Origin of the sequence: Mesorhizobium sp. YIM 152430, from assembly GCF_029210365.1 — a bacterium.
Classification (GTDB): Bacteria; Pseudomonadota; Alphaproteobacteria; order Rhizobiales; family Rhizobiaceae; genus Aliihoeflea.
This window is the reverse complement of the sequence record NZ_JARGES010000046.1, coordinates 37,621-59,654: the sequence shown is the minus strand read 5'-3', so window position 1 is coordinate 59,654 and position 22,034 is coordinate 37,621. Positions and strand designations below refer to the sequence as shown.

Here is a 22,034-nt window from a genome sequence, read left to right as displayed (position 1 = left end):
CCAAGGGCGTGAACCGACCCGAACCTGTCCATAAGCGCCGCCGCGCCCTCGCCTGCCCCTTCGATTCCCGCTAGGTTCGGACTATGCCGATCCGCCAACTCTCCGAAACCATCGTCAACCAGATCGCCGCCGGCGAGGTCATCGAACGGCCCGCCAGCGTGGTGAAGGAACTGGTCGAAAACGCGCTCGATGCGGGCGCGCGCCGGGTCGAGATCGCAACCGCCGGCGGCGGGCTGCAACTGATCCGCGTCACCGATGACGGGTCGGGCATGGACGAAGGCGACCTCGCACTGGCCATCGGCCGGCACTGCACGTCGAAGCTTTCCGACGACATCCACGACATCCGCTCGCTCGGCTTTCGCGGCGAGGCGCTGCCTTCCATCGGCTCGATCGCCAGGCTGACGATCCGCTCGCGCACGCGCGAAGGCGACGGCGCGGAGATCGTCGTCGAGGGCGGCCGCGTGTCGCCGGTGCGGCCCGCCGCTGCCAATCCGGGCACGATGGTCGAGGTGCGCGACCTCTTCTTCGCGACGCCCGCGCGGCTGAAGTTCATGAAGAGCGAACGGGCCGAGACCGCCGCCATTTCCGAGATGGTCAAGCGCATCGCCATCGCCTTCCCCCATGTGCGCTTCACCCTGTCGGGCCCCGACCGCACGACGCTCGACCTCGCCGCCGCGAGCGACGACGCCGCCGGCCAGCGCGAGCGCATCGCGCAGGTGATGGGCCGCGAGTTCTCCGACAATGCGCTCGAAATCCGCGCCGAACGCACCGACGTGCGGCTCTCCGGCCATGCCTCGATCCCGTCCTTCACGCGGGCCAACGCACTCCAGCAATATGTCTATGTCAATGGCCGCCCGGTGCGCGACAAGATGCTCGCCGGCGCCATCCGCGGCGCCTATGCCGACGTGCTGCCGCGCGACCGCCACGCGGTCACCGCCCTCTTCGTCGACATCGAGCCGGCGCTGGTCGACGTCAACGTTCACCCAGCGAAGGCGGATGTCCGCTTTCGCGATCCGGGGCTGGTGCGCGGCCTGATGGTCGGGGCGATCCGCCAGGTGCTCGGCTCCGCCGGCATCCGCGCCTCGACCTCGGCCGCAAGCTCGATGGCCGAAATGTTCCGCGCGCCGCCGCCGCGCCTGTCGCCCGGCTTCGACGCCGCGACTTCATTCCAACGCCCGCTTGACACCGGCTTCGCCGAAGCCGCGCAGAGCGTTTTCGCCGGAACGATCGCCTCCGCGGACCTGCGCGCGGGCCTGCCGGAACCCGCCCTGGAGGCCCTCGCCCAGCCGCTCGGTGCCGCCCGCGCGCAGGTCCACGAGAACTACATCATCGCCCAGACGGACCGCTCGCTGATCATCGTAGACCAGCACGCGGCGCATGAACGGCTCGTCTACGAGGCGCTGAAGACGGCGCTTCATTCGAAGCCGCTGCCTGCGCAGATGCTGCTCCTGCCCGAGATCGTCGACCTGTCCGAAGATGATGCCGCGCGCCTTGCCGGGCAAGCCGAGACGCTCGCCCGCTTCGGCCTTGCCATCGAGCGCTTCGGGCCGGGCGCGATCGCGGTGCGCGAGACCCCTTCGATGCTGGGCGAGATGGACGTGCAGCAGCTTGTCCGCGACCTTGCCGACGAGATCGCCGACAACGACACGGTCGAGACCCTCACCGCCCGCCTCCACCACATCGCCGCCACCATGGCCTGCCATGGGTCGGTGCGCTCGGGCCGGCGCCTGAAGGCGGATGAGATGAACGCGCTCCTGCGCCAGATGGAAGCCACGCCGGGCTCGGCCACCTGCAATCATGGCCGCCCGACCTATGTCGAGTTGAAGCTTGCGGACATCGAGCGGCTTTTTGGGCGCAGATAAGCTTGACCTGACACCGCATTTGTGGCGGAACCACCGGGACCAGAAGGCGCATCCCATGAACCGTTTCGAAGGCCCCGGCGGCAAGGAAGCCCGCATCCGTTATCTCGACGGCGATTTCCAGGTGATGACGCCGGGATCGTTCGTGCGCTGCGCGGTCACGGGCGAGTCCATTCCGCTCGACGAGCTCAAATACTGGAGCGTCGCGCGGCAGGAGCCCTATGCGAATGCCGAAATTTCGCTGAACCGGGAATTGCAGGAAAATCCGGGTTTGAGGGCGCGGGCGAAGACTTAAGCTCGACGCCATCCCGGAAGCCGCATCGGCGCGAAGCACTCACGGAATGGCTTCCGGCTCTCGCCTCGCTGCGCTCGGACTTCGGCCGGAATGACGCCGGTCGAGAGTCACCCTTCCAGCCGGCGCCTGCGCCACGCCTTCAGCGTCTGGTCGATCACCGCGCCGGGCGTCACGTCCGTCTCGAACGCCACCTCGATCTCCACCATTTTTGCCCGGTGATGCAGTTCCTCCAGCGCCTGCGATCCGTGCGCCAGCCGGATCGCGTCCTTGGCTGTCGTGACCAGCACCAGCCCGTCCCTGTCGGCATCCTGCATCAGATCCCGCGCTTCGTCGGCGCTGTAGAAATGATGGTCGGCGAAGCTGCGCGTCACCGCTACGTCGCCGCCCAGTTCACGCACGGTGCGATAGAATTTTTCGGGATTGCCGATGCCTGCAAAGGCGAGGCAGCGCTTGCCGCGAACCGCCTCCAGCGGCAGCGGCCGGGTTTTTGCACGGAAGACCGGGCGGCCGGCGCGCGCCGCGTGGCGCACCACCGTCGACGCCGCGCTGCCCTCGCCCATTTCGAGCAGCGCCGTCACATGCCGCATCTGGTCGACCAGCGACGCGCGCATCGGGCCGCCGGGGATGGTGTGGCCGTTGCCGATGCCGCGTTCGGCGTCGACCACGACGAGCGCGTAGTCGATGTGGATCTGCGCGCTCTGGAAGCCGTCATCCATGATGACGAAGTCGCAGCCCTCGCCGAGCAGCAGTTTCACGCCTTCCGCGCGGTTGGCCGAGACCGCGACCGGCGCATGGGCGGCCAGCAGCAGCGGCTCGTCGCCGACATAGCGTGCGCCGTCATGATGGAGGTTGACCAGATGCGCGCCCGAAACCGAACCGCCATGGCCGCGCGACAGGAAACCGGGTTTCAGCCGCATGGCCTTCGCCTGTTTAGCGAAAGCGATCGCCACCGGCGTCTTGCCGGTGCCGCCGACGGTCAGATTGCCGATGCACAGGACCGGCATGTCGATCTTCCTGCGCGGCGCGGTTTGCAGGCGGTGACGCGCGGCGAGGCCGTAGAGCTTCGACAGCGGCCAGAGCGACCAGGCGCGCCAGTCGGGCTTGTGCCACCAGAAGGGAGGCGCCTCGCTCACCGGTCAGCCCCTGCCGTTCGGCCGCGCGCCGCTCGTCAGCCGCGCCTTGACGACCAACGGCGTGATGAAAGGATCGAGCGCGGCCAGCGTCTTCGAGAGCGCACCGCGCATGTCGGCAACGGCCGTCGCGCCGGCGCGAATCATCTCGCCGCGCGCCGCATCGTTGGTGAGAAGGTAGTTCACCGCGCCAGCCAGCATCGCTTCGTCACGCACGAGCTTGGCGCCGCCGGCCTGGATGAGCGTCTGGTACGCGTCGCGGAAGTTCTGGACGTGCCGGCCCGACAGGACGGCCGTGTCGAGCATCGCCGGCTCGAGCGGGTTCTGGCCGCCCTCGCCCGACAGCGAACGGCCGACGAAGGCGATCTCGGTCAGCCGCAGGTAAAGCCCCATCTCGCCGATCGTGTCGCCGAGATAGATGTCCGTGTCGGGCGCGATCGGCTCGCCCTTCGAGCGTCGCGCCAGCTTCAGCCCCTTGGCCGCGCACATCTGCGCAACCGCGTCGGCGCGGTCGGGATGGCGCGGAACGATGATGGTCGCGATCCGGCCATGTCGCTTCTTCAGCGCCAGATGGACGTTGGCGGCGATCTCCTCCTCGCCCTCATGGGTCGAGACGGCGGCCCAGACCGACCGCGCGCTGACCGCGTCCTTCAGCGACTGGAGCGCGGCAAGGTCGACCGGCGGCGGCACCGTATCAACCTTCAGATTGCCCGATACGGTAACGGGGCGGGCGCCCAGCGCGAGGAAGCGCTCCCCATCCGTCTGCGATTGCGCGACGACATGGGCAAGGTTCTCGAACAGCGCCTCGGCCAGATGCGTGCGCCTGCTCCAGCGTGCGAAGGAACGGTCGGAGAGCCGGCCGTTGACGAGCACCTGCGGCACGCGCCGCGCGCCGAGTTCAAGGATGGTCATCGGCCAGATCTCGGATTCGGCGATGATGGCGAGGTCCGGCTGCCAGTGGTCGAGGAAGCGGTCGACGGCCGGCTTCAGGTCGAGCGGCACATATTGATGGATGATGGTGTCGCCGAGGCGTTCGTCCGCCACGCCGGCGGAGGTCACCGTCCCGGTCGTCAGCACGACATGGATGCCGTCGGCGGCGATCTTCCTGATCAGCGGCACGACGGCCAGCGTCTCGCCGACACTTGCCGCATGAACCCAGATCAGCGGTCCGTCGGGACGGACGATCTGCGTCACGCCATAGCGCTCGCGCCGGCGCTTGCGGTCTTCCTTGCCGCGGCTGGCACGATAGGCGACATACCCGCCGATCAGCGGATAGGCGGCCGCGCCGGCCAGACGGTAGGTGGTCAGAAGCGCGCGCGCCCAGCGTTCGCTCATGCCGCCGCTCCCACGAGACCGTAAGCCCGTGCCGTGACCCGGTTCAACCCCGCCGTCACGTCGCGGCGCGCGCGTTCCATCGCCGTGTCGTCGGCGTCCGTGGGTATGTGGATGGCCTCGCCGATCGCGATGCCGGCCCGGCCGAACGGCAGGTTGATGGCGGTCTTGTCCCAGCTTCTGTCAAGCACCTTGCGGCGGCTCGTCGCCAGCGCGACGGGCAGGATCGGCCGGCCGGAGATGCGCGCCAGCGTGACGATGCCCAGCCCGGCGTCGCGCGGCGTGCCGTGCGGGATGTCGGCAATCATCGCGACGTTGCCGCCCTGATCGAGAAGGCGCTTGAGCTGGATCAGCGCCCGCGCGCCGCCCTTGTCTGTGTCATGGCCCTCGCGTCCGCCCGAGCCGCGCACGATGCCGAAGCCGAGGCGTTCGGCGACCAGCGCGTTCAGTTCGGCATCGCGGCTCTTCGAGAAGAGTGCCGTGAAATGCAGCTCGCGTGGCAGATAGGCCGGTGCGATCAAATGCTGGCCGTGCCACAGGGCCACGATCACCGGCTCAAACGGCCGGATCGCGGCGATCGGATCGTCCGAGCCGGCGGCAACCGGATTGGTCGCCTTGATCGCGCGCAACAGCGCGACGATGCCGGCGGCGAGCGCATTCTTGGCGGCAGGCGTGTCGGCCAGCGGGCCGCGCAGGCTTTGCCATGCCGCCTTCAGCGGCCGGCGACGCGCTGTTGCACCTTCGTCGATCCTGTCGGTATTGCTGATGGTCTTCTTCCCCATCCGGCGGACAAATCAGCTCTGCGGTTCGAGCAGGCGATGCAGATGCACGATGAAATAGCGCATCTGGGCGTTGTCCACGGTTTCCTGCGCCTTGGCGCGCCATGCGGCTTCGGCGGATTTGTAGTCGGGGAAGATTCCGACGACATCAAGGCTCGCCAGATCCTTGAACTGCACGCCCTGCAACGACTTCAATTCGCCGCCGAACACGAGATGCAGGAGTTGTTGGTTGGAGCTTTCTTCGGCCATCGGACAATCGCTTTTTGCTTTTCATGAAACGGGGTCGGGCGCGCGAAGCACCCGGCGGGCAATGCTTAGATCAGTTCGCGGATTTTTGGAACCTACCAGCCAGCCCGCTACCAGCCTTGGGACCAGTCGGGATTGCCCGCCTCTTCGATCATCGCGGTCAAAAGCGCGCCGGACCCTGCGACGAGCGTGCCGTGGCGCGGGCTGGTTCCGGCATAGAGCGGCGCGACGCCCTGCGGCGTCAGCACCTCGCCGCCGGCCCGGCGCAGGATGAGGTCCGCCGCCGCCAGGTCCCAGTCATGCGCGTTCGGCTTGACGAAGGTGGCGTCGATCTCGCCGTCCGCAACCATGGCAATCCGGTAGGCGAGCGAGGGAATGTAGGGCACCTTCACCGTCTGGCCGATGCCGGGCAGAAGCGTCTTCGTCATCGTCTTCGGGCCGGCGACGATCGGCACGTCGCCCGCCTCGCGCACCCTGATCGCCTCCCCGTCCCTCAATGCCGGACCGCTGCGCGTCGCCTCGAAGATCTGTTCCTTCACCGGCGCATCGAGCACGCCGGCGATCGGGCGGCCGTCCTCGACGATCGCGATCGAGACGCACCACATGTCGAGGCCGTTGATGAAACCGCGCGTGCCGTCGATCGGATCGACGACGAAGGTGCGCCGCGCGGAAAGCCGCGACGTGTCGGCCACCGTCTCCTCCGACAGCCAGCCATAGTCCGGCCGCGCCGCCAGAAGTTCGGCCTTCAGGAACCGGTCGACGGCGATGTCGGCTTCGGTGACGGGCGACTGGCCGGTCTTCATCCAGACGTCCGGCGTCTGGCCGAAATAGCGCATGGCGATGCGTCCCGCCTCGCGCGCGGCCTCGCGGATCAGAGCCAGTTCGGCGTGGTCGTCATTCGCCAGCAAGCGTCATTCCTTCGATCAGCAGCGTCGGAGCGGCGGTGCCGAAATTGCGGTCGACATCGTTCGCCGGGACCATGTTCAGGAACATCGTCTTCAGGTTCGACGCGATGGTGACTTCGGAGACCGGATGGGTCAGTTCGCCGTTCTCGATCCAGAAGCCCGAGGCGCCGCGGCTGTATTCGCCGGTCACCATGTTGACGCCCTGGCCGAAAACCTCGGTGACGTAGAAGCCGCGTTTCAGTCCCGCGATCAGGTCCTGCGGCGCGACCGTGCCCGGCTCGATGGCGAAGTTGGTCGAGGTCGGGTTGACCGACGTGCCCGCACGCGAGCCGCGGCCATTGGTGATCAGCCCCAGTTCCCGCGCGGCCGAGGTCGAGAGCAGCCAGTGCTTCAGCACGCCGTCCTCGACCATGGTCAGCACCTCGCCCTCCACGCCCTCGCCGTCGAAGGGCCGCGAGGCCGGCCCGCGCACGCGCAGCGGATCGTCGGTGACGGTGATCGCGGCCGAGGCGACCTTCTCGCCCATCTGGTCGCGCAGGAAGCTCGTCTTGCGCGCAACGGATGCGCCGTTGATGGCGCCGGCCAGATGGCCGGCAATGCCGCGTGCCACGCGCGGATCGAAGATCACGTCGACCGGGCCGGTCCTCGCCTTTTTCGCCCCGAGACGGCGCACAGCCCGTTCGCCCGCCCGCCGGCCGATTTCCTCGGACGCTTCGAGGTCGGCGAAATGCAGCCGCGAGGAAAAGTCGTAGTCGCGCTCCATGGCGGTGCCCTCGCCGGCGATGACGCTCACCGAACGGCCGAAGCGCGTCGCCATGTACTGGCCGAGGAAACCGTCCGAGGTCGCCAGCACCAACCCCCCCATGCCCGCGCTGGCCGAGGCGCCGCCGGAATTGGTCACGCCCGCCACCGCGCGGGCCGCATCCTCCATCGCAAGCGCATCCTCGCGCATCCGCGCCGCGTCGATCTCAGTTCCGTCGAACAGGTCGAGATCGCGGATCGCGCGCGCCAGCCGGTCCTTGTCGGCGAGGCCCTGCACCGGGTCTTCCGGCGAGACCTTCGCCATCGCCACCGCGCGGCTCGCCAGTTCGTCCACATTCGCGCCGGCCGCCGCCGAAACGCTCGCCACGCGCCTGCCGATGAAGACGCGAAGCGCGATGTCGTCGCTTTCGGCGGCTTCCGTGCCTTCCACCTTGCCGAGCCGCACCGTGACGTCGGCCGAGCGCGAGCGCACCGCCACCGCGTCAGCGGCGTCGGCCCCGGCACGCCTTGCCGCCTCGACCAGCGATGCGACGAGGTCCTGCAACCGGGCGGTCTCGATCTGGCTCATGGAATTGTCCTGATTGGTCAAACGGCATTGGCAGGCAGCGTATCCGCCCCATCTATTGTTCGCGCCCGACATGTGCAATGGCTGAGCCGCGTTCGCTTGTCGCCCGGCATGAGGACGCGAACGACGAAAAACCCTTCCAAGGACATGTGACGTGACGCCTTTCCATCTCGCCTTCCCCGTCAGCGATCTCGAAGAAACCCGTGCCTTCTATGCCGACGTGCTCGGCTGCGCGATCGGCCGCTCCTCCGACACTTGGGTCGATTTCGATCTTTTCGGCCACCAGATGTCGGCGCATCTGCGTCCCGGCGCCGGCAAGGCCGCGCGCGACGGCAAGGTCGGAGGCATCGTCGTGCCGATCCCGCATTTCGGCGTCGTCCTCGAAATGGCCGAATGGACGGCGCTTGCCGAACGCCTCGAAGCCCGCTCCGACGTCGAATGGATCGAAAAGCCGCAGGTCCGCTTCAAGGGCGAGCCCGGCGAACAGGCGACGCTCTTCATCTGCGACCCCTCCGGAAATGCGCTCGAATTCAAGGGTTTCAGGTCGATGGACAAGGTCTTCGCCCATTGACGACCCGGCCGGCCGACGAAATCCTTCCCGACGCCCGACCCCCGGCCGGAGAGGGCAAGTTCGTCACCGGTTCGACCATGCGCCATGTCGTGACGATGACGGTGACCGGCTCGATCGGGCTGATCGCCGTCTTCTTCGTCGACGCGCTCAATCTCTTCTACATCTCGATGCTCGGCGTGCAGGAGCTTGCCGCGGCCATCGGCTTCGCCTCGACGCTGATGTTCTTCACCATCTCGGTGGCCATCGGCTTCACCATCGCCACCTCCGCCGTCGTCTCCCGCGCGCTCGGGCGCGGCGACCGCGATGAGGCCGCCCGCATGGGCGGCGCCTCCATCGTCTACATGGCGGCGACAACCATCCTGATCGCCGCCGCGATGTGGCCGTTCCTCCACCAACTCGTCGGGTTGCTCGGGGCGCGCGGCGAGACGCAGGAGATGGCGACCCGCTTCCTCCAGATCGTCATCCCCTCCATGCCCATGGTTGCCGTCGGCATGGCGACGACGGGCATCATGCGCGGCGTCGGCGATGCGCGGCGCGCCATGTATGTCACGCTCGCCGGCGGCATCGCGGCGGCCATCCTCGATCCGATCTTCATCTTCGGCTTCGGGCTCGGCCTCGAAGGCGCGGCGATCTCGACCGTCATCTCGCGCGCGATCCTGCTCGGCGTCGGCCTTTACGGCGCGCACAGGGTCCATCGGCTGATGAAACTGCCGGATCTCGCCGGCTTCAAGACGGCGCTGCGCCCGTTCTTCGGCATCGGCGTGCCCGCGCTTCTGACGCAGATCGCGACGCCGGTCGGCAATGCCTATGTCACCATCGAGATCGCATCCTTCGGCGACGAGGCCGTCGCCGGCTGGGCCATCATCGGCCGCATCCTGCCCGTGGCCTTCGGCGTCATCTTCGCCCTGTCGGGCGCGATCGGGCCGATCCTCGGCCAGAATTACGGCGCGCGCCGCTATGACCGGCTCAACGATGCGCTGCGCGACGCCCTTCTCTTCACCTTGCTCTACGTGCTCGCCGTCTGGGCGCTGCTCGCCATTTTCGCCGGCCCGATCGCCGGCCTCTTCGGAGCCACCGGCGAAGCGCGCGAACTCGTCATCTTCTTCTGCCTGTTCGCGGCCGGCTCGTTCCTCTTCAACGGCGCGCTCTTCGTCGCCAACGCCGCCTTCAACAATCTGGGCTATCCGACCTATTCCACGCTCCTCAACTGGGGCCGCTCGACGCTCGGCGTCATCCCGTTCGTCTGGCTCGGCGCGCAGTATTTCGGGGCCAAGGGTGTCATTGGCGGCTGGGCGGTCGGCGCCGTCGTCTTCGGCATCGCCGCCGTCCTTCTCGCCTTCCGCACCGTGCGCGGCATCGGCCCGCGCATGATGGCCGGCGAGCCCGTCCCCGCACTGCCCCCGGCGGCGAACTCGGCGTTTTCGACGGGGAAGGCATCGACGTTGCAGTAGGTTTTTTTCCGAAGGGGGTCGGTTCAAGAAAACCTACTTCGCCGCCTGCGCCTCGACCGCGGCATTGATGGACCGCTTCAACTCGTCGCGGATGGATTCGGTCGCCGCCATCACCTGCTCCATCTTCATGAAGTCGAGCACGCGAAACTCCGAGACCGGCGGACGGATCAGGATCTGCGGCTGGCAGCGCGTCAGGTTGAGCGCGATGATCGACTGCATCATGATCTGGCTGGTGCCGAAAAGAAGATCGATCGAATCCGGCCCTTTCGGCGTCTCCTTGGTCGGATAGCCGACCACATCGACCGCGATCACGATGTCTGCGGCGTCCTGCACCAGGTCGAACGGCACCGGATCGTAGAACCCGCCGTCGATCAGAAGCCGGCCATCGCGCCGCACCGGCCGGAACACCGCCGGCAGCGCCGCCGAGGCGGCAAGCGCGGAGCGCAAATCGCCTGTGTCCAGAACGGCGAGATCATGGGCGAAGAAGTCCGTTCCCGTCACCTTGAGCGGAATCTGCAACTGCTCGAAGGTCTCGGGGATTTCGCCGGGCAGGAAGGAACGCAGGATGCGTTCGAGGTTGAACTGGCCGAACCTGATGCCGCCCTCCAGCATCTCGGCGAGCGATTGCGGGCGCGAGCGCCAGAGACGGCTCGCCACCTCCGCGCGCTTGCCGAGCACCGCGCGGCCATAGTCGCGAATGTCGGTTCCCTTCATCCCCGCCGCCATGCCGGCGCCCATGATCGCGCCGATCGACGAGCCGGCGATCATGGTCGGACGGATGCCCAGTTCGTCCAGCGTCTCGATGACATGGATATGCGCCAGACCCCGCGCGCCGCCGCCGCCCAGCGCCAGCGCGAATGTCGGCCCGCTCGGAGCGGTGGGCCGGGCCGTCTCTTTCTCGATCAAGGTCGGTACGACCGCGTTCATGGGCATTCTCGAATGCGGGGCTCAGTTCGAACTGTCGGTCTCGCCTTCGCCGGCCGCCGCGTCGTTGCCGGTGTCGGTTTCCCTGGCTCCGGGGCCGATCACCAGAAGCGATGGCTCGGCGGAAAGCAAGCGTTGCGCCGAAGCCCTTACCTCGTCAAGCGTTACCGATTCGATCTGATCGACGCGGGTCTCGATATAGTCGATGCCGAGATCGTCGCGCTGCAATTCCAGAAGCGTGCGGGCGATCGAGGCGGACGAGTCCAGATTGTTGATCGCATAGGCGCCGATCACATAGGTCTTGGCCTTGGCCAGTTCTTCCTCCGTCGGCCCCTCGGCGATGAACTTCGCCACCTCTTGCCTGATCACGTCGAGCGCCTGCGTGACCTGATCGGCGCGCGTGGAGGTCGAGATGGCAAGCGAATTGGAATATTCGCGACCCTGAAGCCACGAGCCGATGCCATAGGTCAGTCCGCGCGTCTCGCGCACTTCGTTGAACAGCCGCGAGGAGAACGTGCCGCCGCCGAAGATGTGGTTCATCAGATACGCGGCGAAGAATTCGGGATCGTCACGCTCGATGCCGGGATAGACGAGTTGGAGCGTGCTTTGCGGCAGCGCGAACTCGTAGAGCACCTCCTCGCCGAGCTTCGGCTCGACGCGGGCGATGTCCTTCAGTCGCGCCTCGTCGGGAAGGTCGCCGAAAATGCGGTCGAGGTCGGCCTTCAGGGTTTCCGCGTCGATGGCGCCGACGACGGCGACGTGAAGGTTCGACTTCGCCAGAAGATCGCCATGCGCGGCGCGCAGGTCGTCGGGCGTGACCACGGTGATCGTCTCTTCCGTTCCCTCGCGCTCGAGCGCGTAAGGGTGGTCGCCATAGAGCGTGCGCGAGAACTGGCGCATTCCCTGACGCTGCGGATCGCGCGAACTGGCGCGGATGCCGGTCAGGATCTGCTGGCGCATCCGCTCGACCGGGGTCTCGTCGAAGCGCGGTTCGTTGACGGCGAGCGCCAGAAGGCGAAGCGCCTCGTCCTTGTTGTCGGACAGGAGCCGCATCGAGCCGTAGAGCGCGTCGGTCGTGGCGTTGAACGACATTTCGGCGCCGGCATTGTCGAGCGCCTCCTGATAGTCGTTCGATTCCAGATCGCCCGCGCCCTCGTCGAACAGGGCGCTCATCAGGTTGACGAGGCCGCCCTTGCCGTCCGGGTCCTGGGTCGCGCCGCCCTCAAAGGCGAAATTGATGGCGATCATGGGGATCGTGTAGTCCTCGACGAGCCAGGCCGTCACGCCCGAATCCGAACGCACCTCCTGGATGTCGACGGCGGCCGCGGCCGGCCAGGCGACGGTGAGTGCGATTGCGGTCGCGCCGAGGGTCCGGACGATCGTGCCGGTGAACGTCTTTAGGTTGAACGGGAAGCTCACGAGCGGCCCTCCTCTTGCGGCAGAAGATAGCCCGTCACCGAGCGGTTCTGGTCGAGATAGCGCGCGGCGGCGGCCTTGATCGCATCGGCCTCGACGGCGCGGATGCGCTCGGGCCATGCCTCGACATCCGCGACGGTCGAGCCCGTCGTCAGTGCCGCGCCATACATGTTGGCCATGCCCGACTGGTCGTCGCGCGCGAAGATGATGGAGCGCAGATAGCGGTTCTTCGCCGCCTCCAGTTCCTCGGCGGTGACGCCCTCTTCGGCGATTTTCCTGATCTCGGCATCCGCGGCCGCCTCGACGTCTTCCAGCGTCGCCTCGCCGCGCGGCGCGCCATAGACGCCGAACACCGTCGCGTCGAGCGAGGTGCCGCGGAAATAGGAGCCGGCCGACGAGGCGATGCCCTGTTCGACCACCAGCGACTGGTAAAGCCGCGAGCGGATGCCGCCGCCCAGGATCTCGGAGAGAAGGTCGAGCACCTCGGCCTCGCCGTCCTCGGCCGTCGAATAGGACGGCACCACCCACGATTTGGAATAGCCCGGCACGGTCACGCGCTCGTCGCGATAGGTCACCGTGCGCGCGGTGCGCTGCGGGGGCTCCTCGGTGCGCGCGCGCGCCCCGAGCTCCGGATTGGCCGGAATGGCACCGTAATGCTCGGTCGCCAGTTCCCGCACCTCCTCCACATCGACGTCGCCCGCGACGACCAGAACGGCATTGTTGGGCGCGTAGTAGCGCTGGTAGAATTCGAGCGCGTCGGCGCGGTTCAGTTTCTCGATCTCGTGCATCCAGCCGATGATCGGCACGCCGTAGCCATGGTTCTGGTAGAGCGTGGCATTGACGGATTCGCTCAGGATGGAATTGGGCTGCGTCTCGATGCGCGAATTGCGTTCCTCGATCACCACCTCCCGCTCGGGATCGACGACGGCGTCGGTCAGCACGAGGCCGGTCATCCGGTCGGCCTCGAATTCCATCATGGTTTCGAGATGCTCGGGAGCGATCTGCTGGAAATAGGCGGTGTAATCGTAGGACGTAAAGGCGTTCTCGCGCCCACCCACTTCGGCGATCCGGGTCGAGAACTCGCCTTGCGGATATTTATCCGTGCCCTTGAACATCAGATGTTCGAGGAAGTGGGCGATGCCGGACTTGCCCGGCTCCTCGTCGGCGGAGCCGACCTTGAACCAAAGCATGTGAGTGACCACGGGCGCACGGCGATCGGGGATCACCACCACTTCGAGCCCGTTGTCGAGCGTGAAGTCGGCGATCTCGTTTTCGACCGGCGTTGCGTTCCGGTCCTGCGCGGACGCTGCGCCCGACAGGAGCGCGAGGCCGATCGCGGTTCCTGCCAGACCTCTCGCCATTGCGGCGGGCATCAGATGCATTCGCTTGTCCTCGGTTTGATCTGCGTTGGACGACAGATAGCGCGTTCATTCCCGGCGAAGAACCGGCGCGCCGATTAATTCTTCGTCATGTCTGGACAGCGAGCGAGGCCGAAATCAGGCGGCGACGCAAAAGGCGACGCTCGTGTCGCCATAATCGCGCCGGTCGTCGAGCGTGAAGCCGGCCGGCGGCTGGAACGGCGTCGCCGCCGCTTCCTCGACGAGGCAGAGCGCACCGGGCTTCAGCCACCCGCCGTCGCGCGCGGCGGCAAGCGCCAGTTCGCCGAGCCCCTTGCCATAGGGCGGGTCGGCAAAGACGAGGTCGAAAGGCTGGAGTGTTCCAGCCTCGCCCAGCTTCGTTGCGTCGCGCCGGAAGATTTTCGTGCGGCCAGACAGGCCGAACGCCTCGACATTGGTGCGGATCAGCCCGCGCCCTTCCGCCGATTCCTCGATGAAGACGCCAAAGGACGCACCGCGCGACAGGGCTTCGAGGCCCAGCGCGCCCGTACCGGCGAAAAGGTCGAGCACGCGCGCACCGTCGAGATGGCCCCTGTGACGATGCGCGATCACGTTGAAGACGGCCTCGCGCGCACGGTCGGTCGTCGGGCGGATCGCTTTCGTCTTCGGTGTCGCCAGAGGCCGGCCGCGAAAAGCGCCGCCGACGATCCTCATCGCTGCCGATCTCCGCGGTTGCCCGGCCTGTTGCCACCGGGCCGTCCGCCCCGGTCGTCCCGGCGCGGGCCTTTCGGGCCATCGGCCGGCTTCGGGCGCGGCTTGCCGGCATAGCGCCTGCCCTCGGTCTCCTCGGCGCGTCTGGCGGCCTTCTTCGGCCCCACCGCCTTGGCGCCCGGCGCCATCCACACATTGGCCGAACGCGAGCGCGGCGGCTCGAACTTCTTTTCGCTCGCCTCGCCGCGTCCCTTGCCTCCGAAGCCCGCCCCCTTGTCCTTGCCCCCTTTCGGACCGCCGCGCCCGCCGGGCTTCGAGGTCTGCAAGCGCCCGAGCGCATCCTCGCGCCGCTCGTCCTTGTCGCGCTTGCGCGGCGCGGCCTTGCGCATTTCGTCCTCGCTGACGCGCTGCGCCACCGGCTTGTTGGAGAATTCCTTGACCACCGGCGCGTCGAAATCGGCGCCGGATTCGGCGATCAGCTTGTCGCCGAGCTGGTCGCGTAGGTGCCGTCCGCGCAGTTCCTGGATCTCGCCTTCGGCGAGTTCGCCAAGCTGGAACGGCCCGTAGGAAACGCGAATCAGGCGCGTGACCTCGAGGCCGAGCGCTCCCATCACGTTCTTGACCTCGCGATTCTTGCCTTCGCGCAGGCCGACCGAAATCCAGGCATTGGTGCCCTGCTCGCGCTCCAGCACCGCCTCGATCGCGCCGTAGAACACGCCGTCAACCGCGATGCCGTCCTTCAGCGCCTCCAGCTTGTCCGGCTCGACCTTGCCGTGAACGCGCACGCGATAGCGGCGCAGCCAGCCGGTCGCCGGCAGTTCCAGCGTGCGCGCCAGGCCGCCATCATTGGTCAGCAGCAGCAGCCCCTCGGTGTTGATGTCGAGGCGCCCGACAGTCAGAAGACGCGGCAGGCCCTTCGGCAAGACGTCGAAGACGGTCTGCCGGCCTTCCGGGTCCTTGTTGGTGGTCACCACGCCGGACGGCTTGTGGAACAGGAAGAGCCGCGTGCGCTCGATCGCCGGAATCGGCGCGCCGTCGACCTCGATGCGGTCCTTTCCGGTGACGTTCAGGGCCGGACTGTCGAGCACCTTGCCGTTCACCGATACACGTCCGGCGGCGATCATGTCCTCGGCATCGCGGCGCGAGGCGACGCCGGCGCGTGCCAGCCGCTTGGCGATCCGCTCCTCGCCGCGCGCGGCTTCGGCCACATTGTCCGGGCGATTCTCCTCGCCCCTGTGATGAGACTTGCGGTCGCCATCGCGCTTCACGAAAGGCTTGCGCTCGCCGTCCGGGCGTTTTGCGTAAGGCTTGCGGTCCCCGTCACGCTTCACGAACGGCTTCTTCTCGCCATCCCGTGGCGCATAGGGCTTGCGCTCTGCGTCGCGCTTCTGAAACGGCTTGCGGTCGCCGTCCTCGCGCTTGGCAAAAGGCTTCTTGTCGCCATCGAAGCGCCGCTTCGGCCGATCCTCGCCCGATCCCGCGCCTTCGCGCTTGACGAACGGCTTGCCGCGCGCACCCTGCGGGCGCTCGCCGTTGCGGTCCGCATACGGTTTGCGGTTGCCCGTCCGGTCGCCGGTGCGGCCCTTGTTCTTATTGTCGTCGGTCATGTGGCCTTTGCCTTTCAGCGCGGGTAACTATCAGAGCGTTTTCAGCTCTGCGAGTGAAATGTCTCAGAACCAGTCCCAATCGGCGCGGCCGGACTTCATGGCACTGGCCTTCGGCGAAGCCGAGGCCGCCGCCGCGCGCGGCGAAGTGCCAATCGGCGCCGTCATCGTGCGCGGCACGACGGTCGTCGCCAGTGCGGGCAACCGCACGCGCGAACTCAACGACCCCACCGCCCATGCCGAAATGCTCGTCATTCGCGAAGCCTGCGCCGCGCTCGACCAGGAACGGCTGACCGGCCTCGATCTCTACGTCACGCTGGAGCCATGCGCCATGTGCGCGGCGGCGATTTCCTTCGCGCGCATCCGGCGGCTCTATTTCGGCGCGGAAGACGAAAAAGGCGGCGCCGTCGTCAACGGGCCGCGCTTTTATTCCTCACCCACCTGTCACCACGCGCCCGAAACCTATTCGGGCTTTTCGGAGCAGAAATCCGCCACGCTGCTGCGCAGCTTTTTCAGGGCCCAGCGCGGATAGCCGATCACAGACCGGGGATCATGTCGCGCCAGGTCACCTTGCCCTGCGCCTGCCGGGCAGCGCGTTCCTTGCGCCATTCGTCCTCGCCGACATCACCGACCGGTGCGGTCGCTGCGGGCTGGCGATACTGGGTCGGCGGCTCGGAAAGGAAGCGCCTCTGGTTCGGATCCCGGGATTGCGACTGGGCGAGCCGGCGGTTGAACTCCTCGCGCTGGCTGGCCCGATCGATGTCGTTCATCGCAATGCCCTTCGAACTGTCCCAGTCCGTCGTGCTGCCGGCGGTCCGCGCTCCGCGCAGGCCGGAATTGTACGAAATGTCGTCCTGGTTCAGCGTCGCTTCCTCGCGAACGCGGGCAAGCCGCGCCTCGGGGGATTCCGGCCAGGCTTCGCCACTTGCGGCGCTCTGCTGCGGTTGGGGAAGAACGGCCGTGGAAGCCGGGCGCACGAGATCGCCACGCGGCTGATAGTTGATCGATTCGCGACGCTCGGACTGTAGCGACAGAATGCCGGTCACGTCCTCGAGCAGTTGCTGGTCGGAGGGCGTGCCGGTGCCGTAGGTCGGTCCCATGCAGCCGGCGAGCGTCAAGGCCGAAGCAATGGCCAGTCCGGCCGGCAGCATCCGGTTCGCCGTCAGTCTTGCATTGCTCATCTTACCCTCTTCCGTCGTGGCTGCAGCCCCAGCGCGCCTTCGCCCGCAAACGCGGCGACAACAAGGCGTCCAATCTCGGGGTGCCTGTATCGCATGGCACGCCGCGCCACGCAACGGCAGCCCCGCTCTTGCCAACACACTTCGCCGTCAGCGGCGCAACCGCTTGTTGCAGGAACGGAATGCGGTCTACATTCAATCCGTTGGGGGCAAAAGCAGCAGCGTCGCGCCAGCCGGCGCGACCGGGAGGATGAGCCGACCCGGCCGTGGCAACGGCTTTGCCTTCAGCAAGGAGAGTGCCGCTATGTGGATTCCACTATGCGTCACCCTGGAAATAAGAAGAACCCGGACAAGCTGGTCAATGCGCGTCCGGGTCCAACTTCTTAAAAATCTAGGAAAGGAGGCCCGTTACCGCCGGGTCTCCACTCCAGACCCGAATATAGCGCCGCAGCGCCCCGTCATCAATCCAGTCGGCCGAGCGCCCGCAATTCCTGCAATGCCGCCGCATCGCGGGCCGACACGTCGGGGAAGTCGGGGTCCTGGCCGACATCGTCGGTGAAACGCCAGGAGCGCGCGCATTTCTCGCCCGACGCCCGCTTGAACACGGCGCCGACGCCCTTGACGTCGTCCAGCGCGAACGCGCCATCCGGCGCCGGACCGTCGACGATTTCGATGCCGCTGGTGATCGAGATTTCGGCCATGTCGCGGTCGGCGATCGCCGCGAGCAGGTCCGCATCGGCGATGTAGACGACCGGCGCGGCTTCAAGCGAGGAGCCGATCGTCTTGTTCTTGCGCTCGATTTCGAGCGCGCCGGTGACGACGCGGCGGACCTGGCGCACTTTGCGCCATTTTTCCGCCAGCGCCGCATCGCGCCATTCGGCGGGGACCGCGTCGAACTGCTGGAGATGCACCGACACCGCGTCCTTGTAGCGCTCCAGCCAGGCTTCCTCGCAGGTGAAGGGCAGCATTGGCGCGAGCCACTTCACCAGATTGTCGAACAGCTTGCGCACCACCACGATCGCCGCCTTGCGCCGCGTGCTCGAGGGTGCGTCGCAATAGAGCGTGTCCTTGCGGATGTCGAAGTAGAAGGCCGACAGTTCGACCACCATGAAGTCGATCAGCGCGCGGGTGATGCGCTTGAAGTCGAACGCATCGTAGCCTTTGCGCACGACCTCGTCGAGTTCGGCGATCCGGTGCAGCATCAGCCGTTCGAGTTCGGGCATGTCGGCGAACGCGACCTCCTCGCCTTCGTCATGGGCGAGCGTGCCGAGCATCCAGCGGATCGTGTTGCGCAGCTTGCGGTAGGCGTCGATATTGGTCTGCAATACGTTCTTGCCGAGCCGCTGGTCTTCCCAATAGTCGGTCGTCATCACCCAAAGCCGCAGAATGTCGGCGCCGGATTTGGACATCACGTCCTGTGGCGTGACGGTATTGCCCAATGATTTCGACATCTTGCGGCCGTCTTCGTCCATGGTGAATCCATGCGTGACGACGGTGTCGTAAGGCGCGCGGCCGCGCGTTCCGCAGCTTTCGAGAAGCGAGGAATGGAACCAGCCGCGATGCTGGTCGGAGCCTTCGAGATACACGTCGGCCGGCCATTTCAGGTCCGGGCGGTCCTCCAGCGTGAAGGTGTGGGTCGATCCCGAGTCGAACCAGACGTCGAGAATGTCGGTGACCATCGTCCAGTTCTCGTTCGCGTGCGAGCCGAGAAAGCGCTCGCGCGCGCCTTCGGCGAACCACGCATCCGCGCCCTCGGCTTCGAACGCGTCGAGGATGCGCTGGTTGACCTCATCGTCGATCAGCACCTCGCCATTCTCGTCGGCGAAGACGCAGATCGGCACGCCCCATGCCCTTTGCCGGGAAAGCACCCAGTCCGGGCGGTCCTCGATCATGGCGCGCAGCCGCGTCTGGCCCGCCGCCGGCACGAAGCGCGTGTCGTCGATGGCCTTCAGCGCGCGCGAACGAAGCGTGGTGCCGTCGCCCAGTTCCTTGTCCATATGGACGAACCATTGCGGCGTGTTGCGGAAGATCACCGGCTTTTTCGAGCGCCAGGAATGCGGATAGGAATGCTTCAGCCGGCCGCGCGCAAAGAGCATGTTCGCGGCGATCAGCGCCTCCATGACCGCCTTGTTGGCGTCGCCCTTCTTGCCGTTGTCGTCGATCACCCGCGCCGCACCGCCCTCGCGATCCGGCCCGAAGCCCGGCGCGTCCTTGGTGAAGAGGCCGGCGTCGTCGACGGTGAATGGGATGCGCGTCTCGATTCGGCAGCTTTTGAGCTTTGAGCCTGAATTCATCCACGCTTCAAAATCCTCGCGGCCATGGCCGGGCGCGGTATGCACGAAGCCGGTGCCGGCATCTTCGGTGACGTGGTCGCCAGCGAGCATGGGAACGTCAAAGTCATAGCCACCACCGAGCCCCTTTAGAGGGTGTTCGAGCGTGATTGCAGCAAGTTCATCGGCTTCCACGGCGCGCAGACGTTTAAATTCAAGTTTCGCTTTGCCGAACGATTCTTCAGCGCACGCGTCTGCGAAGATCAGTGTTTCGCCTGCCTGCGGGCCGAACTCGTTCTTAGACTCGATGACTTCATACAGCCCGTATGCAATATGAGGCGAATAGCACACAGCTCTATTGCCCGGGATCGTCCAAGGCGTGGTAGTCCAGATGACGATATGAGAACCTCGCAGATCGCTCGTATTTGCACCGACCAAACGCGTCGGTTCGCCGTCATTGTCCACTCGGATCAAATGGGGTGACACCGGAAACTTCACCCAAACCGTATCGCTCTCATAATCCTGGTACTCGACCTCGGCCTCCGCCAGCGCGGTGCGCTCGACCACGCTCCACATCACCGGCTTCGATCCGCGATAAAGCTGGCCAGAACTCGCGAACTTCAGCAATTCCCCGGCGATCCGCGCCTCGGCGTGGAAATTCATCGTCGTGTAGGGATTGTCGAAATCGCCCTCGACGCCGAGGCGCTTGAACTCCTCGGCCTGCACGTCGATCCATTTCTGCGCGAATTCGCGGCATTCTCGGCGGAACTCGTTGACCGGCACCTGGTCCTTGTCGAGCCCCTTGGCGCGATACTGCTCCTCGATCTTCCACTCGATCGGCAGGCCGTGGCAGTCCCAACCCGGCACGTAGTTGGAATCGTAGCCGCGCATCTGGAACGAGCGGGTGATCACGTCCTTCAGGATCTTGTTCAGCGCATGGCCGATATGGATGTTGCCGTTGGCATAGGGCGGGCCGTCGTGAAGCACGAAGAGCGGACGACCCTCGGCCTCCTTCCGCAGCTTCTTGTAAAGCCCCACCTCCTGCCAGCGCGCCACGATCTGCGGCTCTTTTTCCGGCAGGCCCGCGCGCATCGGAAACTCCGTCTGCGGCAGGTAAAGCGTCTTCGAATAGTCGATCTTCTCGGCAGCGTCGGTCATCGTCATGGCCCTGTGGCGAACGGCAAGGTTCGCGCGTCAATCAATGTCGGTAAGGGGAGCGCGCGCAAAGAGGCGGCGCGGCAAACGGCAGCAACCCGGACCGTCCGGCAGCCATCAGGCCACCCGGACAGCCGGGCCAATAATTCGTATCGTCCGCGCGATCATGGTCGGCAATTCAGACATCGACCGCGCTTTTAGCGGAGGCGCGCACGGGAATAAAGGGGTTTCCTGTGGTTGGATGCGTCGGATCGAATGTGCATAATCCCATCACCAAAGCACATGGGGCTGTCATGCGAACCAATCTCGAAATCGACGACGAGTTGATGCGACAGGCCATGGAGGCAACCGGACTCGAGACTAAGAAGGCGACGATCGAGGAAGCACTCCGGCAGATCGTGTTGAATCATGGCCAGCGACAGGCGCTCTTAGACCTCAAGGGCCTTGGCTGGGAAGGCGATTTGGACGCGATGCGCGAGATGCGCGACCCCGACAGTCAATAATCGTTCGGGCGCTCCCCCTCTCCGCCTCACTGCGTTCGGCACCTCTCCCCCGCTGCGCAGGGGCGAGGAAACGCTGCCGAAGCGCCGAGGCTCAACCAGTCCGGGTTCCTCGCCCCCTTCGGGCGAGAGGTGTCGAGGCGAAGCCGAGACGGAGAGGGGGCCTCCAGCCGGACTCGCCTTCCCCGAAATTCTCAGAGTGAAAAATCGAACCGATACGTCGCCGACACGCCGATCGTGAACTGGTTCTCGTCGCCGCGCTCGCGCACCAGGCTCGAATCGGCCGCCGGACCAACCAATCGGGAATACTCACCGAAGAGGCTCGTCTCGACCTTGTCCGTCACGTCCCACTTGATCGCCGCGCCGACGCCGACGGAGCGGAAGCCGCCTTCGGGCGTATAGGGTGCGAGACCGGAGGCCAGCGATTCGGATGCCGAGACGCCGTAATAGGCGTCGAAATAGTCGCTCGACGCCATCGAGACGCGCGGGCCGGCGGAAATCTGCACGGTGGGCGACAGGTTCATGAAGGCGTCGGCGGAAAGGTCCGCGACGATGCCGTCATGCGCGCGGATGCCGTGGCGCACCTCGCCGCGAACACGCAGCCAGTCGGTTGGATAGACCTCCGCGAAGCCGCCCAGTTCAACGCCGAAGCGGACCGGGTCAAGGCCGACGAGATCGTCCGAATCACCGCCATCGCGCTTGAAGATCAGCTTGCCGGTCGGGCCGGCGCGGAAACTGCCGGTATCGATCAGGCCGATGGAGATGTTGTCGTTGCGCGAGGAAAAGCGGCGCTCGGTGCCCTGGCGGCCGAAGGAGACGATCGGCTGCGCGAGGAAGCGATATTTGTCGTCGCCTTCATATTCGGGAACCGACAGCGCCGCGACGCCGAGCGTCAGGCTCCAGTCGCCGGAAAACCAGCCCGACTGCGCGAATGAGGGTGTGGCCAGCATGGTCGAGACCGAAAGAACGGCACCGGCAACTGCAAATTTCGACATTCCTGCATCTCCTCGACACGCGCATCACGCGAACTCATCGCCCATGCCC

General features: G+C 66.4%; 20 protein-coding genes. 6 read left to right on the top strand and 14 right to left on the bottom strand.

Translation table 11 applies throughout. From position 1 onward, the window contains the following. The first annotated feature begins 83 nt into the window (after positions 1-83). Complete coding sequence (gene mutL, locus PZ895_RS15420; RefSeq protein ID WP_275839885.1) at positions 84-1,862, top strand: DNA mismatch repair endonuclease MutL; 1,779 nt, start codon at positions 84-86, stop codon at positions 1,860-1,862. A gap of 55 nt (positions 1,863-1,917) precedes the next feature. Beyond that, entirely contained in the window at positions 1,918-2,154 is a 237-nt protein-coding gene (locus PZ895_RS15415) for a DUF2093 domain-containing protein (protein ID WP_275839110.1), read from the top strand. Positions 2,155-2,261: 107 nt separating this feature from the next. On the opposite strand, the gene lpxK is transcribed toward PZ895_RS15415, so the two are convergent. From lpxK to PZ895_RS15385, 6 genes are all read right to left on the bottom strand, one after another. Continuing rightward, positions 2,262-3,287, bottom strand: a complete 1,026-nt coding sequence (gene lpxK, locus PZ895_RS15410; RefSeq protein WP_275839884.1) for a tetraacyldisaccharide 4'-kinase — start codon at positions 3,285-3,287, stop codon at positions 2,262-2,264. A gap of 3 nt (positions 3,288-3,290) precedes the next feature. After that, positions 3,291-4,619: a lipid IV(A) 3-deoxy-D-manno-octulosonic acid transferase gene (waaA, locus tag PZ895_RS15405; protein ID WP_275839883.1), complete on the bottom strand. Its 1,329-nt coding sequence runs from the start codon at positions 4,617-4,619 to the stop codon at positions 3,291-3,293. Then, positions 4,616-5,398, bottom strand: coding sequence for a lysophospholipid acyltransferase family protein (locus PZ895_RS15400; RefSeq protein ID WP_275839882.1), 783 nt, complete (start codon positions 5,396-5,398; stop codon positions 4,616-4,618). Before PZ895_RS15400 ends, waaA begins: the two co-directional genes overlap by 4 nt. A gap of 12 nt (positions 5,399-5,410) precedes the next feature. Then, entirely contained in the window at positions 5,411-5,644 is a 234-nt protein-coding gene (locus PZ895_RS15395; protein WP_275839881.1) for a DUF4170 domain-containing protein, read from the bottom strand. Positions 5,645-5,751: 107 nt separating this feature from the next. Beyond that, positions 5,752-6,549: a 3'(2'),5'-bisphosphate nucleotidase CysQ gene (locus PZ895_RS15390; RefSeq protein WP_275839880.1), complete on the bottom strand. Its 798-nt coding sequence runs from the start codon at positions 6,547-6,549 to the stop codon at positions 5,752-5,754. After that, on the bottom strand, positions 6,536-7,876 hold the full coding sequence (locus PZ895_RS15385) for a TldD/PmbA family protein (protein ID WP_275839879.1): 1,341 nt from the start codon (positions 7,874-7,876) through the stop codon (positions 6,536-6,538). The genes PZ895_RS15390 and PZ895_RS15385 overlap by 14 nt, the downstream gene beginning before the upstream one ends. 151 nt (positions 7,877-8,027) lie before the next feature. Between PZ895_RS15385 and PZ895_RS15380 the strand changes: the two genes are divergently transcribed. Together PZ895_RS15380 and PZ895_RS15375 are read left to right on the top strand one after the other, a co-directional pair. Beyond that, entirely contained in the window at positions 8,028-8,444 is a 417-nt protein-coding gene (locus tag PZ895_RS15380) for a VOC family protein (RefSeq protein WP_275837117.1), read from the top strand. After that, positions 8,441-9,895 (top strand): MATE family efflux transporter, encoded by a 1,455-nt coding sequence (locus PZ895_RS15375; protein ID WP_345803533.1) that lies wholly within the window; start codon positions 8,441-8,443, stop codon positions 9,893-9,895. Before PZ895_RS15380 ends, PZ895_RS15375 begins: the two co-directional genes overlap by 4 nt. A 33-nt stretch (positions 9,896-9,928) precedes the next feature. Here the strand turns inward: PZ895_RS15375 and PZ895_RS15370 are convergent, their stop codons facing one another. The 5 genes from PZ895_RS15370 to PZ895_RS15350 form a co-directional block, all read right to left on the bottom strand. Next, a complete protein-coding gene (locus tag PZ895_RS15370) occupies positions 9,929-10,822 on the bottom strand; it encodes a patatin-like phospholipase family protein (RefSeq protein WP_275839878.1) in 894 nt (297 codons plus the stop codon). Between the two features lie 21 nt (positions 10,823-10,843). After that, positions 10,844-12,238, bottom strand: a complete 1,395-nt coding sequence (locus PZ895_RS15365) for a pitrilysin family protein (RefSeq protein ID WP_275839877.1) — start codon at positions 12,236-12,238, stop codon at positions 10,844-10,846. Continuing rightward, the gene (locus tag PZ895_RS15360) at positions 12,235-13,617 is read right to left on the bottom strand and encodes a pitrilysin family protein (RefSeq protein ID WP_275839876.1); all 1,383 of its coding nucleotides are present in this window, start codon (positions 13,615-13,617) and stop codon (positions 12,235-12,237) included. Before PZ895_RS15360 ends, PZ895_RS15365 begins: the two co-directional genes overlap by 4 nt. A gap of 114 nt (positions 13,618-13,731) precedes the next feature. Then, positions 13,732-14,286, bottom strand: a complete 555-nt coding sequence (gene rsmD / locus PZ895_RS15355) for a 16S rRNA (guanine(966)-N(2))-methyltransferase RsmD (protein ID WP_275839875.1) — start codon at positions 14,284-14,286, stop codon at positions 13,732-13,734. Beyond that, on the bottom strand, positions 14,283-15,890 hold the full coding sequence (locus PZ895_RS15350) for a pseudouridine synthase (RefSeq protein WP_275839874.1): 1,608 nt from the start codon (positions 15,888-15,890) through the stop codon (positions 14,283-14,285). The genes rsmD and PZ895_RS15350 overlap by 4 nt, the downstream gene beginning before the upstream one ends. Positions 15,891-15,948: 58 nt before the next feature. On the opposite strand from PZ895_RS15350, the gene PZ895_RS15345 reads away from it, so the two are divergent. Beyond that, positions 15,949-16,419 (top strand): nucleoside deaminase, encoded by a 471-nt coding sequence (locus tag PZ895_RS15345; protein ID WP_275839873.1) that lies wholly within the window; start codon positions 15,949-15,951, stop codon positions 16,417-16,419. Between the two features lie 4 nt (positions 16,420-16,423). On the opposite strand, the gene PZ895_RS15340 is transcribed toward PZ895_RS15345, so the two are convergent. Together PZ895_RS15340 and ileS are read right to left on the bottom strand one after the other, a co-directional pair. Further along, positions 16,424-17,068, bottom strand: coding sequence for a hypothetical protein (locus tag PZ895_RS15340; RefSeq protein WP_275839872.1), 645 nt, complete (start codon positions 17,066-17,068; stop codon positions 16,424-16,426). Positions 17,069-17,526: 458 nt separating this feature from the next. Then, complete coding sequence (gene ileS, locus PZ895_RS15335; RefSeq protein WP_275839871.1) at positions 17,527-20,493, bottom strand: isoleucine--tRNA ligase; 2,967 nt, start codon at positions 20,491-20,493, stop codon at positions 17,527-17,529. A gap of 290 nt (positions 20,494-20,783) precedes the next feature. Between ileS and PZ895_RS15330 the strand changes: the two genes are divergently transcribed. Further along, the gene (locus tag PZ895_RS15330) at positions 20,784-20,993 is read left to right on the top strand and encodes a type II toxin-antitoxin system VapB family antitoxin (RefSeq protein ID WP_275839870.1); all 210 of its coding nucleotides are present in this window, start codon (positions 20,784-20,786) and stop codon (positions 20,991-20,993) included. A 191-nt stretch (positions 20,994-21,184) separates the two neighbouring features. On the opposite strand, the gene PZ895_RS15325 is transcribed toward PZ895_RS15330, so the two are convergent. Continuing rightward, a complete protein-coding gene (locus tag PZ895_RS15325) occupies positions 21,185-21,985 on the bottom strand; it encodes a MipA/OmpV family protein (RefSeq protein WP_275839869.1) in 801 nt (266 codons plus the stop codon). Positions 21,986-22,034 lie beyond the last annotated feature (49 nt).

What these genes read in the sequence shown, in the direction of transcription:
- mutL (WP_275839885.1), top strand. Translation starts at nt 84, where the DNA reads ATGCCGATCCGCCAACTCTCCGAAACCATCGTCAACCAGATCGCCGCC.
- PZ895_RS15415 (WP_275839110.1), top strand. Translation starts at nt 1,918, where the DNA reads ATGAACCGTTTCGAAGGCCCCGGCGGCAAGGAAGCCCGCATCCGTTAT.
- waaA (WP_275839883.1), bottom strand. Translation starts at nt 4,619, where the DNA reads ATGAGCGAACGCTGGGCGCGCGCGCTTCTGACCACCTACCGTCTGGCC.
- PZ895_RS15400 (WP_275839882.1), bottom strand. Translation starts at nt 5,398, where the DNA reads ATGGGGAAGAAGACCATCAGCAATACCGACAGGATCGACGAAGGTGCA.
- PZ895_RS15395 (WP_275839881.1), bottom strand. Translation starts at nt 5,644, where the DNA reads ATGGCCGAAGAAAGCTCCAACCAACAACTCCTGCATCTCGTGTTCGGC.
- PZ895_RS15385 (WP_275839879.1), bottom strand. Translation starts at nt 7,876, where the DNA reads ATGAGCCAGATCGAGACCGCCCGGTTGCAGGACCTCGTCGCATCGCTG.
- PZ895_RS15370 (WP_275839878.1), bottom strand. Translation starts at nt 10,822, where the DNA reads ATGAACGCGGTCGTACCGACCTTGATCGAGAAAGAGACGGCCCGGCCC.
- PZ895_RS15360 (WP_275839876.1), bottom strand. Translation starts at nt 13,617, where the DNA reads ATGCATCTGATGCCCGCCGCAATGGCGAGAGGTCTGGCAGGAACCGCG.
- rsmD (WP_275839875.1), bottom strand. Translation starts at nt 14,286, where the DNA reads ATGAGGATCGTCGGCGGCGCTTTTCGCGGCCGGCCTCTGGCGACACCG.
- PZ895_RS15350 (WP_275839874.1), bottom strand. Translation starts at nt 15,890, where the DNA reads ATGACCGACGACAATAAGAACAAGGGCCGCACCGGCGACCGGACGGGC.
- PZ895_RS15345 (WP_275839873.1), top strand. Translation starts at nt 15,949, where the DNA reads ATGTCTCAGAACCAGTCCCAATCGGCGCGGCCGGACTTCATGGCACTG.
- PZ895_RS15340 (WP_275839872.1), bottom strand. Translation starts at nt 17,068, where the DNA reads ATGAGCAATGCAAGACTGACGGCGAACCGGATGCTGCCGGCCGGACTG.
- ileS (WP_275839871.1), bottom strand. Translation starts at nt 20,493, where the DNA reads ATGACCGACGCTGCCGAGAAGATCGACTATTCGAAGACGCTTTACCTG.
- PZ895_RS15330 (WP_275839870.1), top strand. Translation starts at nt 20,784, where the DNA reads ATGCGAACCAATCTCGAAATCGACGACGAGTTGATGCGACAGGCCATG.
- PZ895_RS15325 (WP_275839869.1), bottom strand. Translation starts at nt 21,985, where the DNA reads ATGTCGAAATTTGCAGTTGCCGGTGCCGTTCTTTCGGTCTCGACCATG.